The organism is Streptomyces sp. BK79, from assembly GCF_044142145.1.
Taxonomy (GTDB): Bacteria; Actinomycetota; Actinomycetes; order Streptomycetales; family Streptomycetaceae; genus Streptomyces.
In genome coordinates, this window is the sequence record NZ_JBHVOC010000009.1 from 154,418 (window position 1) to 172,209 (window position 17,792).

Below are 17,792 nucleotides of genomic sequence, written 5' to 3' on the forward strand. Positions count from 1 at the left end.
GGGGGCTTCAAGCCGAGGTGTCCTGAAGGGCGACCGCTCGATAGCAAGGTGCTGGAGGATCCGTGGACCTGTCCCTGTCGACCCGTACCGTCGGCGATCGTACGGTCGTCGAGGTCGGTGGCGAAATTGACGTATACACCGCGCCCAAGCTGCGTGAGCAGCTGGTCGAGCTCGTGAACGACGGGAGTTTCCACCTCGTCGTCGACATGGAGGGCGTGGACTTCCTCGACTCCACCGGGCTCGGCGTGCTGGTCGGCGGACTGAAGCGGGTGCGTGCCCATGAGGGCTCGCTGCGCCTGGTCTGCAACCAGGAGCGCATTCTCAAGATCTTCCGTATCACCGGCCTCACCAAGGTGTTCCCCATTCACACCTCGGTCGAGGAAGCGGTGGCGGCCACCGACTGACGACCGGTCCCGGGCCCGTGGGCCCGGGACGGCAGTAGAACGAGGGGGGTCCGGGCTGTCGGCGGCCCGGACCCTCGAAAGCACGCCCGTAGTTCCGAGGGGGATGCATGGCCACCGTCGAACTCCGTTTCAGCGCGCTGCCCGAGCACGTCCGCACCGCCCGTCTGGTGGCGGCCGCGGTGGCACGCAGGGCCGGAGTGGACGAGGCCGTCCTCGACGAGGTCAGGCTCGCCGTAGGCGAGGCATGTACCCGGGCTGTGGGCCTGCATCAGCACGTCGGCATCACGGCGCCGGTCACGGTGTCGCTGATCGAGGAGGAGAAGCAGTTCTCCATCGAGGTCGGCGACGAGGCGCCGCACGCGGCACCCGGGGCCAGACCCCCGGGCACCGCCGCCGAGGACGCGGAGGCCGAGGAGGACGAGATGGGCCTCGCGGTCATCAGCGGCCTCGTCGACGACGTGGAGGTCACGGCCGACGAGGACGGCGGACTGATCCGCATGACCTGGCCGACCGCGCCCGCGGTGCTGCCGCAGATCTGACCCCCGTTTCACCCGAAGGGCCCTACCTCGTAGGGCCCTTTGTCATGTGCGGAAGCCGAGGTCCGCGCCTACAGTGGTGCCGAGCGTGCGCCAAGTGAATTCCTTCACGATCAATCGCCTGAAAAAATGGATCACGGCATTTAATGCCGGAAGGGCATTACTACTTCTGCGGTCTTCTGCCGTCCTCCCGGTTGACAGGTCAATTCCTTTTGTCGTGCACTGTTTTGATCAGCTTCCGGTCCCTACAATCCCGTCCACATCTTGAGCTCAGCCCAAGCGTCAAGGAGGACGAATGGCGGAGCTTTCCACCTCTCATCAGTTGGGCGATTCCCCGGCCCTCGCGGCCGCCGTGCTGACCGACGGGAACCGCGCCCTGGTCGCGGTCATCGCGGTCGTGGCGCTGGCCGCGCTGGTGCTCGCGGGCGTCCTGGTGCGCCAGGTACTCGCGGCCGGCGAGGGAACCGACAGCATGAAGAAGATCGCGGCGGCCGTCCAGGAAGGCGCGAACGCCTATCTGGCCCGGCAGCTGCGCACGCTCGGCGTATTCGCCGTCGTCGTGTTCTTCCTGCTCATGCTGCTGCCCGCGGACGACTGGAATCAGCGGGCCGGACGATCGATCTTCTTCCTGATCGGTGCGGCGTTCTCGGCGGCCACCGGCTATATCGGCATGTGGCTCGCGGTGCGCAGCAATGTGCGCGTCGCCGCGGCGGCACGGGAGGCGACACCGGCCCCTGGCGAGCCGGAAAAGGATCTCACTCTCGTCGCGCACAAGGCGACGAAGATCGCATTCCGTACGGGCGGCGTCGTCGGCATGTTCACGGTGGGGCTCGGCCTGCTGGGCGCCTGCTGCGTGGTGCTGGTGTACGCGGCCGACGCGCCGAAGGTCCTGGAGGGCTTCGGCCTCGGTGCCGCGCTGATCGCGATGTTCATGCGGGTCGGCGGCGGCATCTTCACCAAGGCCGCCGACGTCGGCGCCGACCTGGTCGGCAAGGTCGAGAAGGGCATTCCGGAGGACGATCCGCGCAATGCCGCGACCATCGCCGACAACGTGGGCGACAACGTCGGCGACTGCGCGGGCATGGCGGCCGACCTCTTCGAGTCGTACGCCGTCACCCTGGTCGCCGCGCTGATCCTCGGCAAGGTGGCCTTCGGCGACTCCGGGCTGGCGTTCCCGCTGCTGGTGCCGGCCATCGGTGTGATCACCGCCATGATCGGCATCTTCGCGGTGGCGCCCCGGCGGTCCGACCGCAGCGGCATGAGCGCCATCAACCGGGGCTTCTTCCTCTCCGCCGCGATCTCGCTGGTGCTGGTGGCGGTCGCCGTCTTCGTCTACCTGCCCGGGTCATACGGGGAACTGGACGGCGTCACCGACGCGGCGATCGCCGCCAAGGACGGCGACCCGCGGATCCTCGCGCTCGTCGCGGTGGCCATCGGCATCGTGCTCGCCGCCCTGATCCAGCAGCTCACCGGCTACTTCACCGAGACCACCCGGCGTCCCGTCAGGGACATCGGCAGGACCTCGCTGACGGGCCCCGCCACCGTCGTCCTCGCCGGTATCTCGCTGGGTCTCGAATCCGCCGTCTACACCGCCCTGCTGATCGGCCTCGGCGTCTACGGGGCGTTCCTGCTCGGCGGGGCGTCGATCATGCTGGCGCTGTTCGCGGTCGCGCTGGCCGGCACCGGCCTGCTCACCACGGTCGGCGTCATCGTCGCGATGGACACCTTCGGCCCGGTCTCCGACAACGCGCAGGGCATCGCCGAGATGTCCGGCGACGTCGAGGGCGCCGGCGCGCAGGTGCTCACCGACCTCGACGCGGTCGGCAACACCACCAAGGCCATCACCAAGGGCATCGCGATCGCCACCGCCGTCCTCGCGGCGGCGGCCCTGTTCGGGTCGTACCGCGACGCCATCACCACCGGCGCCGCGGACGTGGGCGAGAAACTCAGCGGCGAGGGCGCGCCGATGAGCCTGATGATGGACATCTCACAGCCCAACAACCTCGTCGGGCTCATCGCGGGCGCCGCGGTCGTCTTCCTCTTCTCGGGACTGGCGATCAACGCGGTGTCGCGGTCGGCGGGGGCGGTGGTCTACGAGGTGCGGCGGCAGTTCCGGGAGCGGCCCGGAATCATGGACTACAGCGAGAAACCCGAGTACGGCAAGGTCGTCGACATTTGCACCAGGGACGCCCTGCGGGAACTCGCGACGCCCGGTCTGCTCGCCGTGATGGCGCCCATCTTCATCGGGTTCACGCTCGGCGTGGGAGCGCTCGGCGCGTTCCTGGCGGGCGCGATCGGCGCGGGCACGCTGATGGCGGTGTTCCTCGCCAACTCCGGTGGTGCCTGGGACAACGCCAAGAAGCTCGTCGAGGACGGCCACCACGGCGGCAAGGGCAGTGAGGCCCACGCCGCCACCGTCATCGGCGACACGGTCGGCGACCCGTTCAAGGACACCGCCGGCCCGGCGATCAACCCGCTGCTGAAGGTCATGAACCTGGTGGCGCTGCTCATCGCGCCGGCGGTCATCAAGTTCTCCTACGGCGCCGACGAGAGCGTCGCCGCGCGGGTGCTGATCGCGGTCGTGGCGTTCGCCGTCATCGCCGCCGCGGTCTACGTGTCCAAGCGGCGCGGGATCGCGATGGGTGACGAAGGCGACGCCGACCCGGACCCCAAGTCGGCGGATCCGGCGGTGGTTTCGTAGACGCCCCTGCCGGGCACCTCGCACGGTCTCGTAGGAGACGCGGCTCAAAGGGCGGGCGGACGGCGCGTGTTGACGCGTCGGCCGCCCGCCTCACGCATGCGCGCGCCGTCTCACCGTGAGCCTTCTCTCTCTTGGTGCAAATGGCTTCAATACGGTCCTAACGGATGTTCGTCCTGTAGATGTCCTCCATCCGGCGTGTATGTTCCGGGGCCGAGAGCCATGGAAGGGACCAATCCGGTGAACAAGAAGCTCGCGGCCGCACTGTCCGGCGGTGCGGTACTGGTACTGGCGCTGACGGGATGCAGCAGCAGCGACGACAACGACAAGCTCGACGGCTGGGCGAAGGACGTCTGCGACGCGGTGCAGCCGCAGGCCAAGAAGATCGAGGCGGCCAACGCCGCGATCCAGAAGGAGACCTCGGACAACAGCACGCCGGCGGAGGTCCAGAAGACCGACGCGAAGGCGTTCCAGGACATGTCCGACGCCTACAAGGCGATGGGCGGTGCCGTGCAGAAGGCCGGGGTGCCGGACGTCGAGGACGGTGAGAAGAAGCAGAAGGACGCGGTCACCGAGCTCAACGGCCTCTCCTCGTCGTACGCCTCCCTGCGCAAGCAGGTGGAGGCCCTCGACACCGAGGACCAGGCGAAGTTCGCCGACGGCCTCAAGGACATCGCCACCGAGCTGAACAAGCTCAGCAGGAGCGGCAGCAACGCGCTGAAGACGCTCGAGGAGGGCGAGGTCGGCCAGGCGATGGCCAAGCAGGAGAGCTGCAAGGCGGCCTCGGTGACGCCGTCGGCCGCGGCCGGCTGACGTCCGCCGCGCGGACACGGGGCGGGGGGCGGCCCACCGGGCCACAATGGGGGGTGTGAGTAACACCGGCCTGTCCCCCCTGCCCTCTGCCGACCGCCCCGATGTGGCCGCCCGGTTGCGGGACGCCCTGCTCGGGGCCTCCTTCACTGCCGACGGACTGCTGGAGCTGCTCGGCGCACCCGCCTACGCGGCCCTGTCGCGCAGCGAGACCGTGCCCGCGCTGCGGGCCACGCGCGGCGACACGCCGCTGGAACGGCTCGTCCGGCTGTTCCTCCTCCAGCAGCCCGTGCCCTACGCGCGCGTGGCGGACGTGCTGCCCGCCGACGCCTGCCTGGACAGCGGCTGGCTCGTCCGCGCGGGCGACGACGAGGTGACGGCCACCGTGGACGTACGGCCGTACGGCGGGCCCGGCGGCGAGGACTGGTTCATCGTCTCCGACCTGGGCTGCGCGGTCGGCGGCGCCGGCGGCATCGGCAACCGCGCCGAGGGCGTCGTCCTCGGCGTCGGCGGCGCCTCCATGACGCTGGCCGGCCTGACCGTCCGTACGCCCGTCTCCGCCGCCCTCGACCTCGGCACCGGCTCCGGCATCCAGGCCCTGCACGCCTCCCGGCACGCCACGCGCGTGACGGCGACCGACGTGAACCCGCGCGCGCTGCACATGACCGCGCTCACCCTCGCCCTGTCCGGCGCCCAGGACGCCGACCTGCGCGAGGGCTCCCTCTACGAGCCGGTCCACGACGACGAGACGTACGACCTGATCGTCTCCAACCCGCCGTTCGTGATCTCGCCCGGCGCCCGCCTCACCTACCGGGACGGCGGGATGGGCGGGGACGATCTGTGCCGCTCGCTCGTTCAGCAGACGGGGGAGCGCCTGAACGAGGGCGGGTTCGCGCACTTCCTCGCCAACTGGCAGCACGTGGAGGGGGAGGACTGGACGGACCGGCTGCGCTCCTGGGTGCCGCGCGGCTGCGACGCCTGGATCGTGCAGCGCGAGGTGCAGGACGTCACGCAGTACGCCGAGCTGTGGCTCAGGGACGCGGGCGACCACCGCGTCGACGCGGCCGAGTACCAGGCGCGGTACGACGCGTGGCTGGACGAGTTCGAGGCGCGCAAGGTCAAGGCGGTCGGCTTCGGCTGGATCACGCTGCGCCGGACCGCGTCCGCCGAGCCCTCGGTCACCGTCGAGGAGTGGCCGCATCCGATCGAGCAGCCGCTCGGCGAGACGGTGCGGGCGCACTTCGACCGCGTCGACTACCTGCGCGCCCACGACGACGCCGCCCTGCTCGAAGCGCACTTCACGCTGGCCGGCGAGGTCGTCCAGGAGCAGGTCGGGCTGCCCGGCGCCGAGGACCCGGAGCACGTCGTCCTGCGCCAGAACCGCGGCATGCGCCGGGCCACCCGGGTCGACACGGTCGGCGCCGGTTTCGCGGGCGTCTGCGACGGCACCATGAGCGCCGGCCGCATCCTGGACGCCATCGCCCAGCTGGTCGGCGAGGACCCGGTGGCGCTGCGCGACCGTACGCCCGCCCAGATCCGGCTCCTGGTGGAGCAGGGATTCCTCGAACCGGCGTAGCGAAGCGACCACGGCCCCTCCCGCGGCCGACCGCGGCCCCTCCCGCCGACCGCCGTTCCTCCCGTGGCCCGGCCGTGGCCCGACCGCGGCTCCTCCCGCGGCCCGGATTTTTCCGCCGCCGTCCGGCTCCGTCGCCGTACGGGAGAAACGAGCCACCGGGCACGGGCGGGGCGGTCCGTCGGCTCCCCGTTCACCTCGGGTTCGCCTGCCCGCCGCCCGCGCGTGTCAGCCTCCCGGAGGCTGGACAGGCGCGGGCTGGAGAAAAGGGGCACGGGGACCATGGAGAGTGGGCCGGCGATCTTCGCGGGAATGGTGTTCGGCCTGTTCGGAGCCGGTCTGCTCACGTGGACCGCGACCCGGGTGCGGCACGGCCGGCCCGTCGCGCACGGTGTGAGCCCCGTCGCATCGGCGACCCTCGCGAGCGTCGCCGGGATCGTCGCGCTGGCCCTCGCGGCATGGTGCCTGACCCGCGTGTGAGAGGCCGGTTCCGGACCCCGGCCGCACCCCCGCCCGGGTAATCGGGGGGTCGCGCTCCGGATACGTGCGCCAGGGCCGGTACACACTCCGGGCGGCAGGAACCGGGTTCGTCGGGTTACCGTTCGAGTGGCCGTTGCGGGCTTTTCCCGTTTGACACGGGGGCGGGAGGTACCGTCACACTCCGCAGCGTCACGACCCGAACGCAGCACGACCCGACCCCGGGAGCACTGCCTGGGGAGGCCCCAGCGTCGACCGGAGAGAAGAGCGAAGTTGTCCCCGACCAGCGAGACCGCGAACGGCGGCCGCCGACTCGTCATCGTCGAGTCGCCTGCCAAGGCGAAGACGATCAAGGGCTATCTCGGCCCTGGCTACGTCGTCGAGGCGAGCGTCGGGCACATCCGCGACCTTCCCAGCGGCGCCGCGGAGGTGCCGGAGAAGTACACCGGTGAGGTCCGCCGCCTCGGTGTGGACGTCGAACACGACTTCCAGCCGATCTATGTGGTCAACGCCGACAAGAAGGCGCAGGTCAAGAAGCTCAAGGACCTGCTGAAGGACTCCGACGAGCTCTTCCTCGCCACCGATGAGGACCGCGAGGGCGAGGCCATCGCCTGGCACCTCCAGGAAGTCCTCAAGCCGAAGATCCCGGTCAAGCGCATGGTGTTCCACGAGATCACCAAGGACGCGATCCGCGCCGCCGTGGCCAACCCGCGCGAGCTCAACCAGAAGCTCGTCGACGCCCAGGAGACCCGCCGCATCCTCGACCGCCTCTACGGCTACGAGGTCTCGCCGGTCCTGTGGAAGAAGGTCATGCCGAAGCTGTCGGCGGGCCGCGTCCAGTCCGTCGCCACCCGCCTCGTCGTCGAGCGGGAGCGCGAGCGCATCGCGTTCCGCTCCGCCGAGTACTGGGACCTCACGGGCACCTTCGCGACCGGCCGCGCGGGAGACGCCTCCGACCCGTCGTCGCTGGTCGCCCGCCTCCAGACGGTCGACGGACGGCGCGTCGCGCAGGGCCGCGACTTCGACTCCCTGGGGCAGATCAAGAGCGCCAACACCCTCCACCTCGACGAGGCGAACGCCCGGGCGCTCGCCGCCGCGCTGGAGGACACGCGGTTCGCCGTCCGCTCGGTCGAGTCCAAGCCGTACCGCCGCTCGCCGTACGCCCCGTTCCGTACGACGACGCTCCAGCAGGAGGCATCGCGCAAGCTCGGCTTCGGTGCGAAGTCGACCATGCAGGTCGCCCAGAAGCTGTACGAGAACGGCTACATCACCTACATGCGTACGGACTCCACGACCCTGAGCGACACGGCGGTCTCCGCCGCCCGCGCCCAGGTGACGCAGCTGTACGGCGCCGACTACCTGCCGCCCCAGCCGCGCACCTACGCCGGCAAGGTCAAGAACGCGCAGGAGGCGCACGAGGCGATCCGCCCCTCCGGCGACCGCTTCCGCACGCCCGCCGAGACCGGACTGACCGGCGACCAGTTCAAGCTGTACGAGCTGATCTGGAAGCGGACCGTCGCCTCCCAGATGAAGGACGCGACCGGCAACAGCGTCACCGTGAAGATCGGCGGCGCCGCCTCCGACGGCCGGGACGTCGAGTTCAGCGCCTCCGGCAAGACGATCACCTTCCACGGCTTCCTCAAGGCCTACGTCGAGGGCGCCGACGACCCGAACGCCGAGCTGGACGACCGCGAGCGCCGGCTGCCGCAGGTCGCCGAGGGCGACGCGCTGACGGCCGAGCAGATCACCGTCGACGGGCACGCCACCAAGCCCCCGGCCCGCTACACCGAGGCGTCGCTGGTCAAGGAGCTGGAAGAGCGCGAGATCGGCCGCCCGTCGACGTACGCGTCGATCATCGGCACGATCCTGGACCGCGGCTACGTCTTCAAGAAGGGCACGGCCCTCGTCCCGTCCTTCCTCTCCTTCGCCGTGGTCAACCTCCTGGAGAAGCACTTCGGGCGGCTCGTCGACTACGACTTCACCGCCAAGATGGAGGACGACCTCGACCGCATCGCCCGCGGCGAGGCGCAGTCCGTGCCGTGGCTGAAGCGGTTCTACTTCGGCGAGGGCGCGGGCGGCGGTGCCGCCGACGCCGGCAACGGCGACGGGGACCACCTCGGCGGCCTCAAGGAACTGGTGACCGACCTCGGCGCGATCGACGCGCGCGAGGTGTCGTCCTTCCCCGTCGGCAACGACATCGTGCTGCGCGTCGGCCGCTACGGCCCGTACGTCGAGCGCGGTGAGAAGGACGCCGAGAACCACCAGCGCGCCGACGTCCCGGAGGACCTGGCACCCGACGAGCTGTCCGTCGAGCTGGCGGAGGAACTGCTCGCCAAGCCGAGCGGCGACTTCGAGCTGGGCACCGACCCGGCCACCGGCCACGCCATCGTCGCCAAGGACGGCCGCTACGGCCCGTACGTCACCGAGATCCTCCCCGAGGGCACCCCCAAGACCGGCAAGAACGCCGTGAAGCCGCGTACGGCCTCGCTGTTCAAGTCGATGTCCCTGGACACGGTGACCCTCGACGACGCCCTGAAGCTCATGTCGCTGCCGCGTGTCGTCGGCACCGACGCCGAGGGCGTGGAGATCACCGCGCAGAACGGCCGCTACGGCCCGTACCTGAAGAAGGGCACGGACTCGCGGTCCCTCACCTCCGAGGACCAGCTCTTCACGATCACGCTGGAGGAGGCGCTGGCGATCTACGCCCAGCCCAAGCAGCGTGGCCGGGCCGCGGCCAAGCCGCCGCTGAAGGAACTGGGCACCGACCCGGTCAGCGAGAAGCCCGTCGTCGTCAAGGACGGCCGCTTCGGCCCGTACGTCACCGACGGCGAGACCAACGCGACCCTGCGCTCCGGCGACAGCGTCGAGGAGATCACGCCCGAGCGCGGCTACGAGCTGCTCGCCGAGAAGCGCGCCAAGGGGCCCGCCAAGAAGACGGCGAAGAAGTCCGCCGCGAAGAAGGCCCCGGCCAAGAAGGCGACGGCGAAGAAGACCGCCGCCAAGAAGACCACGGCGGCCAAGACCACGGCGGCCAAGACGACGGCCGCGAAGAAGACGACGGCCAAGACCGCCACCAAGAAGACGGCCACGGCGGCCGGGAAGACGACCGCCGCCAAGGGCGCGGAGGACTGAGACCGGCTCAGGAACCGCCTGGTTCCCAGGTCCTCCGTCCCCCTCGTCCCGTCCTCCCGTCCCGCGCGCGCTTCGCGAAACGCACGTCCCGGCATCATTTCGGTGTCGGGGCGTGCGTGCGTTCGGCCGGGCCCGCCGCACTGTCCGTGCCGACCGATAGGCTGAACGCATGACGCGAGCCGAGCAGCCAACGGCCCCTCACCCCGCCCCGGACGACGCCCTGGTCGCGGACTCCCGCGAGCGCGCCGTCCGCGCCCTGCTGCGCCGACCGCAGTTGAGGCGGTTGTGGAGCGCACAGCTCGTGGGGGGTGTCGGCGACATCCTCGCCCTCCTGGTGCTGGTCCTCCTCGCCGTCCAGGCCGCGATCGGCGCGGGCTCCTTCGGCGGGGGGTACCGGGGCGTCGCGTTCGCAGTGGCGACCGTTTTCGGCGTACGCATCCTGGCGACGCTCCTCTTCGGTGCCGTACTGCTGGGGCCCCTCACCTCTCTCACCTCGCCGGACGGGCCGCTCGACCGGCGCTGGACCATGGTCGGCGCCGACGGGCTGCGGGCCGCGCTGCTGATCGTGGCGCCCCTGTGGATCGACTGGACGCCCGACGACGCGCTCGCCTACCTCCTGGTGACCGTCTTCGTCACCGGTGTCGCCGAGCGCTTCTGGACGGTGTGCCGGGAGAGCGCGGCGCCCGCGCTGCTGCCGGGACCGCCCCCGGAGGGCGCGACGATACGGCCGCTGCCCGACCACATGGGCACGCTGCGCCGCCTCTCGCTGCGCACGAGCTTCGTGGCGATCCCGCTCGCCGGCGCCGTGCTGGTCGTCGCGGGCCTGCTGAACAACCTGCTGGGCGCCGGCAGCGACTGGTTCGCCGAGCACCAGGCGGCCCTCGGGTCGTACGTCGCGGCCGGGCTGTTCGCCGCCTCGCTGTCCGTGGTGACCTTCCTGGAGCTGCCCTCGGCCCGCACCCCGCGCGCGCGGTCGCCGCTGGAGGGGCTGCGCCGCCCGAAGAGCGGCACGGGCGTCGACAAGGGCCGCACCGGGGCCCTGCCCCTGCTGGTGCTCGCCTGCGCGGCGGTCGCCGCCGTGGTGGCCGCCGCGGTCGCCGTGGCGGTGCTGCACGCCAAGGACCTGGGCGGCGGCCCGGTGCTGTACGGGCTGATGGTGGGCGCGCTGACCGGCGGGGTCGTCGTCGGCATCCGCACCGCCCCCGCCCTGCTGCCCTCCCTGTCGCGCCGTCGGCTGCTGGCCCTGGCGATCGCCTTCGCCGGCGTCGCCCTGCTGGCCGCCGGGCTGGTCCCGGACGACACCACCGTGCTGCTGCTCCTGACGCTGGCCGGCGTCGCCTCGGGTGTGGCCGCCAACACCGGGCACACCCTGCTCGACCAGGAGACCGAGGACCACCGCCGGGCGCGGACGACCGAGCACCTGCACGCGGTCGTCCGGGTGTACGTGGCGCTGGGCGCGGTCGTCGCCCCCGTGGTGGCCGCCGCGATCGGGCCGCACCGGCTGGAGAGCGGCAAGTTCGTCTTCGCGCACGGCGGTGCCGCGTTCGTCCTGATGCTGGCCGGCGCGCTGCTGCTGCCGGTGGCCGCGCTGGTGCTCGCCAAGGTCGACGACCGCTCCGGCGTGCCGCTGCGGCACGACCTGCGCGACGCGCTGCTCGGCGGCGACGACCCGGTGCCGACGCCCGCGGGGACCGGCTTCTTCATCGCCCTGGAGGGCGGCGACGGCGCCGGCAAGTCCACCCAGGCCGAGGCCCTCGCCGAGTGGATCAGGGGCAAGGGACACGAGGTCGTGCTGACGCGCGAGCCGGGGGCGACCCCGGTGGGCAAGCGCCTGCGCTCCATCCTGCTGGACGTGTCGAGCGCCGGTCTGTCGCACCGCGCGGAGGCGCTGCTGTACGCCGCCGACCGCGCGGAGCACGTCGACACCGTGGTCCGGCCCGCGCTGGAGCGCGGCGCCGTGGTCATCTCCGACCGGTACATCGACTCGTCGGTGGCCTACCAGGGCGCGGGGCGCGACCTGTCGCCGACCGAGATCGCCCGCATCAACCGCTGGGCGACCAACGGGCTCGTACCGCATCTGACCGTCCTGCTGGACGTCTCGCCGGAAGCCGCGCGCGAGCGGTTCACCGAGGCGCCGGACCGGCTCGAGTCGGAGCCCGCCGAGTTCCACGCCCGCGTGCGCTCCGGCTTCCTGGCCCTGGCCGCCGCCGACCCCGGCCGCTACCTCGTCGTGGACGCCGGCCAGGAGCCCGAGGCCGTCACCACCGTCGTACGCCACCGGCTCGACCAGGTGCTGCCGCTGTCCGAGGCCGAGATCCAGGCCCGGGAGGAGGCGCGTCGCAAGGCCGAGGAGGAAGCGCGCCGCAAGGCCGAGGAAGAGGCCGCGCGCAAGGCCGAGGAGGAGCGCCTGGAGCGCGAGCGCCTCGAACAGCTGGAGCGGCTGCGCGCCGAGGAGGAGGAGCGCAAGCGGCGCGAGCTGGAGGAGGCACAGCGCCGCGAGGCCGAGCGGCAGGCCGAGGAGGCCCGGCTGCGGGCCGAGGAAGCGCGCCGCAAGGCCGAGGAGGAGCGGGCACGGCTCCTCGCCGAGGAGAAGGCGCGGGCCGAGGAGGAGGCGCGGCGCCGGGCCGAGGAGGAGCGGCGCCGTAAGCAGGCCGCGGAGGAGGAGCGGCTGCGGGCCGAGGCCGAGGCGCGGCGCCTGGAGAAGCAGCGCAAGGCCGAGGAGGCCCTGATGCGGGCCGAGGAGGCACGCCGGGCGGCGGAGCAGGCGGCGGCAGCGGCCGCGGCGGGCCCCAGGCCGACGGCACCGCCCGCGGCGGACACGCCCCGGCCGAAGCCCGCGGCCCCTACGGACGCGGCGACCGTGCCGACGCCGGTCGTGACCCCGACGAACGCCTCCGGCGGGCCGGTGGAGGACACGGCGGTACTGCGGCCGGTGCGGGAGCGGGACACCCGGGACGCGGACGACGACGCCCGCGGTGCGAGCGAGGGGGACGGCCGGGCGCCCGGCGTCTCCGAGTCCGAGGTGACGGCCGAGCTGCCGATGCCGCCGGTGCCGCCGGCCCCGGAGGGCGCGGCGGACGAGACGGCGGTGCTGCCGGCGGTGGAACCGCGCGGCGAGGACGAGACGACGGTGCTGCCGCCCGTCACGCCGGGAGCCGCCGAGGAGACGACGGTGCTGCCTCAGGTCACGCCGGGAGCCGCGGACGAGACGGCGGTGCTGCCTCCGGTACGGGGGGACGATCCCGCCGACCGGGTCCCGCCGGGCTACTTCCGCGAGGAGGAGCCGGCCGCGAGGCCCGACCGCTCGGAGGAGTCGCGGGACCGTACCCGCGAGCTGCCCCAGATCGACCCCGACCAGGCACCGCCCCGCAGGCGGCGCTCGGACTGGGCCGAGGAGACACCGCTGGACGACCTGCCGACGCTGGCCGACGAGCTGCTCGGCCCGCGCGACAACGACGGAGCCGACCGGGGCGACGACGGCCGCGGCGCTGACGGAGGCCGCCGGGGCAAGGGTCCCGGGCGGCGCTGACCGGTCCCGGCGGGGGCGACTGTCCCGGCCGGGGGCCGGGGCGACTGTCCCGGCCGGGGCTTGCCCGGGCAGCGCGCCGGCCAGGTCGGGCAGGGTCGCGGGGCGGCCCTGAGCGGTCCGGATCCCGGGACGGCCTCGGCGTCGATGTCAGTGGCGCCCCGCACAATGGAGGCGCGACGCGGAGTGCGGAGCGCGGAGTGCGGTGCTGGACAGCGCGGCGGAGTGTGACGGAAGGACGGCGTGACCCATGACCGTGTGGGACGACCTCGTCGGGCAGGAGAAGGTGAGCGAGCAGCTCGCCGCCGCGGCCCGGGACGCCGACGCCTTCGTCACCGCCGCCGCGGCCGACCGGCCGCTTCCCGAGGCGTCGAGCATGACGCACGCGTGGCTGTTCACCGGCCCGCCCGGCGCGGGGGTGACGCAGACGGCGCGGGCCTTCGCCGCCGCGCTCCAGTGCGTGAGCCCCGACCGGGCCCTCGGCGGCGTACCCGGCTGCGGCTTCTGCGACGGCTGCCACACCGCGCTCGTCGGCACCCACGCGGACGTCAGCACCGTGACCGCGGTGGGCGCCGAGATCCTGGTCAAGGACATGCGGGACACGGTCCGCAAGTCGTTCACCTCGCCGGCGACCGGCCGCTGGCAGATCATCCTCGTCGAGGACGCCGAGCGGCTGAACGAGAAGTCCGCCAACGCCGTCCTCAAGGCCGTCGAGGAGCCCGCCCCGCGGACCGTCTGGCTCCTGTGCGCCCCGTCCGTCGAGGACGTCCTGCCCACGATCCGCTCCCGCTGCCGCCACCTGAATCTGCGCACCCCGTCGGTCGAGGCCGTGGCCGACATGCTCGTCCGCCGCGAGGGCGTCGAGCCGGACGTCGCCGCCGCGGCGGCCCGCGCCACGCAGGGCCATATCGACCGGGCCCGCCGTCTGGCGACCGACCCGGCCGCCCGCGAGCGCCGGGCGGCCGTGCTGAAGCTGCCGCTGCGGGTCGAGGACGTCGGCGGCGCGCTCAGAGCGGCCCAGGAGCTGGTCGACGCGGCGGCGGCGGATGCCAAGCAGCTCGCGGAGGACATGGACACCAAGGAGACGGACGAGCTGAAGGCGGCGCTGGGCGCGGCCCAGGGCGGCCGGATGCCGCGCGGTACGGCGGGCGTCATGAAGGAGCTGGAGGAGAAGCAGAAGCGCCGCAAGACGCGTACGCAGCGTGACAGCCTCGACCTCGCCCTGGCCGACCTCACCGCCTTCTACCGCGACGTCCTCGCGCTCCAGCTCGGCTCCCGCGTGGCGATCGCCAACGGCGACGCCGAGGACGCCCTGGACCGGCTCGCCCGCGGCAGCTCCCCCGAGTCCACCCTCCGCCGCATCGAGGCGATCGCCGCCTGCGGGGAGGCCCTCGACCGCAACGTGCCGCCGCTGCTCGCGGTGGAGGCGATGACGATGGCGCTCAGAGCGGGCTGACTCAGCCCCCGCGACTCACCGGGTGTCCGGGCGACCCGCCGTCCGTCCCGGTTGACCACGTAACTCGTCCGTGGCACGGCGAGCACGTACCGCATCGATGTCGTCGCGGAGAGTTACGCTCGCTGAATGCACACAAGGCGCACTCACCGCAGGACCCGAAGGACCCGCAGCGGCCGGATCCGCACCGGAGCCACGCTCCTGGCCGCCGCGCTGCTCGTCACCGCGTGCTCGGCCGGGGGCGCGTCGACCTCCGCCGGTTCGGCGGCGGCCGAGGTGGCAGGCTCGACGGAGGCGGCGAAGGCCTCGCTGGCCGCGCTGCCCCGAGCCACGCCGTCCGAGCTGGCGCCGTACTACGGGCAGAGGCTGAGCTGGCGCGACTGCGGTGTCCCCGGCTTCCAGTGCGCCACCATGAAGGCCCCGCTCGACTACACGAAGCCGACCGAGGGGGACGTCCGGCTCGCGGTGGCCCGCAAGAAGGCCACCGGCCCGGGCAAGCGGCTCGGCTCGCTGCTGGTGAACCCGGGCGGACCGGGCGGCTCGGCCGTCGGGTACCTCCAGCAGTACGCGGGCATCGGCTACCCGAAGGAGGTCCGCGCCCGGTACGACATGGTGGCTGTGGACCCGCGGGGCGTGGCCCGCAGTGAGCCCGTGGAGTGCCTCGACGGCCGCGAGATGGACGCGTACACGCAGACGGACGTCACCCCGGACGACGAGGGCGAGTCGGGCGAGCTGGTCGACGCGTACAAGGAGTTCGCCGAGGGCTGCGGAGCGGACGCGCCGAAGCTGCTGCGGCACGTGTCGACCGTCGAGGCGGCCCGGGACATGGACATCCTGCGGGCGGTGCTCGGCGACGAGAAGCTGACCTATGTGGGCGCTTCGTACGGCACGTTCCTGGGGGCGACGTACGCCGGCCTGTTCCCGGACCGGGCGGGCCGCCTGGTCCTGGACGGCGCGATGGACCCGTCCCTGCCCGCCCGCCGGCTGAACCTGGAGCAGACGGCGGGCTTCGAGACGGCGTTCCAGTCGTTCGCGAAGGACTGCGTCCGGCAGCCCGACTGCCCCCTCGGCGGCAAGGGCACCACCCCTGCCCAGGTCGGCAAGAACCTCAAGGCCTTCTTCGACGACCTGGACGCCGAGCCGATCCCCGCCGGTGACGCCGACGGCCGCGAGCTCACCGAGTCCCTGGCCACCACCGGCGTGATCGCGGCGATGTACGACGAGGGTGCCTGGCAGCAGCTGCGCGAGTCCCTGACCTCGGCGATGAAGGAGAACGACGGCGCCGGTCTGCTGGTCCTCTCGGACAGCTACTACGAGCGCGACGCCGACGGCGGCTACAGCAACCTGATGTTCGCCAACGCCGCCGTGAACTGCCTCGACCTCCCCGCGGCCTTCTCCTCCCCGGACGAGGTGCGCGACGCGCTGCCCGAGTTCGAGAAGGCGTCCCCGGTCTTCGGCGAGGGCCTCGCCTGGTCCTCACTGAACTGCGCGTACTGGCCGGTCGCGCCCACGGGCGAGCCGCACCGCATCGAGGCCGCCGGCGCCACCCCGATCGTCGTGGTCGGCACCACCCGCGACCCGGCCACCCCGTACCGCTGGGCCGAGGCCCTGGCCGGCCAGCTCTCCTCCGGCCGCCTCCTCACCTACGAGGGCGACGGCCACACCGCCTACGGCCGCGGCAGCACCTGCATCGACTCCGCGATCAACACCTACCTGCTGCGCGGCACCGCCCCGCAGGACGGAAAACGCTGCTCGTAACCACCCCGGCGACCGCCCGGCGACCTCCCCGCCCGCCCCGGAGCCCCGGCCTCCGGGGCGGGTACGAGGCACCCCCGGAAACTGTGTAGACTTACCGACGTCGCTGATCGCACCATGGTGCACAGCACACGCCGCCTTAGCTCAGATGGCCAGAGCAACGCACTCGTAATGCGTAGGTCTCGGGTTCGAATCCCGAAGGCGGCTCAGCTGAAACCCCAGGCCGGAGATGTTCCGGTCTGGGGTTTTGCCGTTTCTGAACCGTTTCCCGCGTTCTCCCGTACCAGGGGCCGTGGTGCGCGGTGGCGCGGCCGGTGTGGCGAATCGGCGGGTCACGGGCCGGCGTACGCCGTTGATCCGGGGTGTGAACGGCTAGCATCGCGGACACGTTGTCGGCCGGGGACGAGGTGAGGGCATGGGCGAGGACACGGGTGCGCCGAGGATCGCCGTCGCGGTGGTGACCATGGGGAACCGGCCCGCCGAGGTCGACGCCCTGCTGGAGTCCGTGGCCAAGCAGGACGTTCCGCCCGCCCGGATCGTGATCGTCGGCAACGGCTGTCCGCTGCCCGAGTTCGCCGCGCGGCTGTCGCTGCCCGGTGAGGTCACGTCCATCGAGGTCGACGAGAACCTGGGCTGCCCCGGCGGACGGAACGTGGCGCTCGCGCGGCTGCGGGAGTTCGGCGACACCGACGTGGTCGTGGAGCTGGACGACGACGGGCTCCTCGTCGACACCGACGTACTGCGACGGGTGGGGGAGCTGTTCGCCGCCGACGACCGGCTCGGCATCGTCGGCTTCCGCATCGCCGACGAGCACGGGGAGACGCAGCAGCGGCACGTCCCCCGGGTCGGTGCCTCCGATCCACTGCGGGGCGGTTACGTCACCGGGTTCCTCGGCGGCGGGCACGCGCTGCGGCAGGCGATGCTCGACGAGGTCGGCGACTGGCCCGCCGAGTTCTTCTTCGCGCACGAGGAGACCGACCTGGCCTGGCGCGCGGCCGACGCCGGGTGGCGCATCCTCTACGCGCCCGAGCTGCTGCTCCAGCACCCGAAGACCTCGCCCGCGCGGCACGCCATCTACTTCCGGGTCAACGCCCGTAACCGGGTGTGGCTCGCCCGGCGCCGGCTGCCGCTGCCGCTCATCCCCGTCCACCTCGGTGTGTGGATGCTGCTCACGCTCGCGCGCAACCGGTCGCTCGGCGGGCTGCGGGCGTGGTTCGGCGGGTTCGTGGAGGGACTGCGCAAGCCGGCGGGGGAGCGGCGGCCGATGCGCTGGCGCACGGTGGGGCGGCTGACGCGGCTGGGACGGCCGCCCGTCATCTGAGAGGGCCGTGGACACGGAGGCCCGGGCGGCGGGCCGGACGAGAGCCCCGGTCGCTCACCTCTGACGACCGGGGCCCTCATGCGTCCCCGGACCCGGCGCGGCGGCGA

The 17,792-nt window shown here is 72.6% G+C and carries 11 protein-coding genes and 1 tRNA gene; all 12 read left to right on the forward strand.

Features of this window, described 5'->3' with window-relative positions:
- Window positions 1-62: 62 nt before the first annotated feature.
- The 12 genes from bldG (at window position 63) to ACFIF2_RS13730 (ending at window position 17,685) form a co-directional block, all read left to right on the forward strand.
- On the forward strand, window positions 63-404 hold the full coding sequence (bldG, locus tag ACFIF2_RS13675; protein ID WP_003975386.1) for an anti-sigma factor antagonist BldG: 342 nt from the start codon (window positions 63-65) through the stop codon (window positions 402-404).
- Window positions 405-511: 107 nt separating this feature from the next.
- Window positions 512-943 (forward strand): ATP-binding protein, encoded by a 432-nt coding sequence (locus tag ACFIF2_RS13680; protein WP_395572875.1) that lies wholly within the window; start codon window positions 512-514, stop codon window positions 941-943.
- A gap of 292 nt (window positions 944-1,235) precedes the next feature.
- Window positions 1,236-3,641 (forward strand): sodium-translocating pyrophosphatase, encoded by a 2,406-nt coding sequence (locus ACFIF2_RS13685; RefSeq protein WP_395572876.1) that lies wholly within the window; start codon window positions 1,236-1,238, stop codon window positions 3,639-3,641.
- 219 nt (window positions 3,642-3,860) lie between these two features.
- Window positions 3,861-4,451: a small secreted protein gene (locus ACFIF2_RS13690; RefSeq protein ID WP_395572877.1), complete on the forward strand. Its 591-nt coding sequence runs from the start codon at window positions 3,861-3,863 to the stop codon at window positions 4,449-4,451.
- Window positions 4,452-4,497: 46 nt separating this feature from the next.
- On the forward strand, window positions 4,498-6,024 hold the full coding sequence (locus ACFIF2_RS13695; protein ID WP_395572878.1) for a methyltransferase: 1,527 nt from the start codon (window positions 4,498-4,500) through the stop codon (window positions 6,022-6,024).
- A gap of 279 nt (window positions 6,025-6,303) precedes the next feature.
- Window positions 6,304-6,501 carry a hypothetical protein gene (locus ACFIF2_RS13700; RefSeq protein ID WP_395572879.1) on the forward strand — a complete coding sequence of 66 codons (198 nt, stop codon included), beginning with the start codon at window positions 6,304-6,306 and terminating at the stop codon, window positions 6,499-6,501.
- 270 nt (window positions 6,502-6,771) lie between these two features.
- Window positions 6,772-9,630: a type I DNA topoisomerase gene (gene topA, locus ACFIF2_RS13705; protein ID WP_395572880.1), complete on the forward strand. Its 2,859-nt coding sequence runs from the start codon at window positions 6,772-6,774 to the stop codon at window positions 9,628-9,630.
- Between the two features lie 169 nt (window positions 9,631-9,799).
- Window positions 9,800-13,159, forward strand: a complete 3,360-nt coding sequence (gene tmk / locus ACFIF2_RS13710; protein WP_395572881.1) for a dTMP kinase — start codon at window positions 9,800-9,802, stop codon at window positions 13,157-13,159.
- Window positions 13,160-13,406: 247 nt separating this feature from the next.
- A complete protein-coding gene (locus tag ACFIF2_RS13715) occupies window positions 13,407-14,612 on the forward strand; it encodes a DNA polymerase III subunit delta' (protein ID WP_395572882.1) in 1,206 nt (401 codons plus the stop codon).
- Between the two features lie 126 nt (window positions 14,613-14,738).
- Window positions 14,739-16,367, forward strand: a complete 1,629-nt coding sequence (locus ACFIF2_RS13720) for an alpha/beta hydrolase (RefSeq protein WP_395572883.1) — start codon at window positions 14,739-14,741, stop codon at window positions 16,365-16,367.
- A gap of 130 nt (window positions 16,368-16,497) precedes the next feature.
- Window positions 16,498-16,571: transfer RNA gene (locus ACFIF2_RS13725), tRNA-Thr, on the forward strand.
- Window positions 16,572-16,779: 208 nt separating this feature from the next.
- Window positions 16,780-17,685, forward strand: coding sequence for a glycosyltransferase family 2 protein (locus ACFIF2_RS13730; protein WP_395572884.1), 906 nt, complete (start codon window positions 16,780-16,782; stop codon window positions 17,683-17,685).
- Window positions 17,686-17,792: the final 107 nt, after the last annotated feature.

Coding starts and splice junctions, on each gene's coding strand:
- tmk (WP_395572881.1), top strand. CDS start 9,800: ATGACGCGAGCCGAGCAGCCAACGGCCCCTCACCCCGCCCCGGACGAC.
- ACFIF2_RS13685 (WP_395572876.1), top strand. CDS start 1,236: ATGGCGGAGCTTTCCACCTCTCATCAGTTGGGCGATTCCCCGGCCCTC.
- ACFIF2_RS13720 (WP_395572883.1), top strand. CDS start 14,739: ATGCACACAAGGCGCACTCACCGCAGGACCCGAAGGACCCGCAGCGGC.
- ACFIF2_RS13695 (WP_395572878.1), top strand. CDS start 4,498: ATGGGGGGTGTGAGTAACACCGGCCTGTCCCCCCTGCCCTCTGCCGAC.
- ACFIF2_RS13715 (WP_395572882.1), top strand. CDS start 13,407: ATGACCGTGTGGGACGACCTCGTCGGGCAGGAGAAGGTGAGCGAGCAG.
- ACFIF2_RS13680 (WP_395572875.1), top strand. CDS start 512: ATGGCCACCGTCGAACTCCGTTTCAGCGCGCTGCCCGAGCACGTCCGC.
- ACFIF2_RS13730 (WP_395572884.1), top strand. CDS start 16,780: ATGGGCGAGGACACGGGTGCGCCGAGGATCGCCGTCGCGGTGGTGACC.
- ACFIF2_RS13690 (WP_395572877.1), top strand. CDS start 3,861: ATGGAAGGGACCAATCCGGTGAACAAGAAGCTCGCGGCCGCACTGTCC.
- ACFIF2_RS13700 (WP_395572879.1), top strand. CDS start 6,304: ATGGAGAGTGGGCCGGCGATCTTCGCGGGAATGGTGTTCGGCCTGTTC.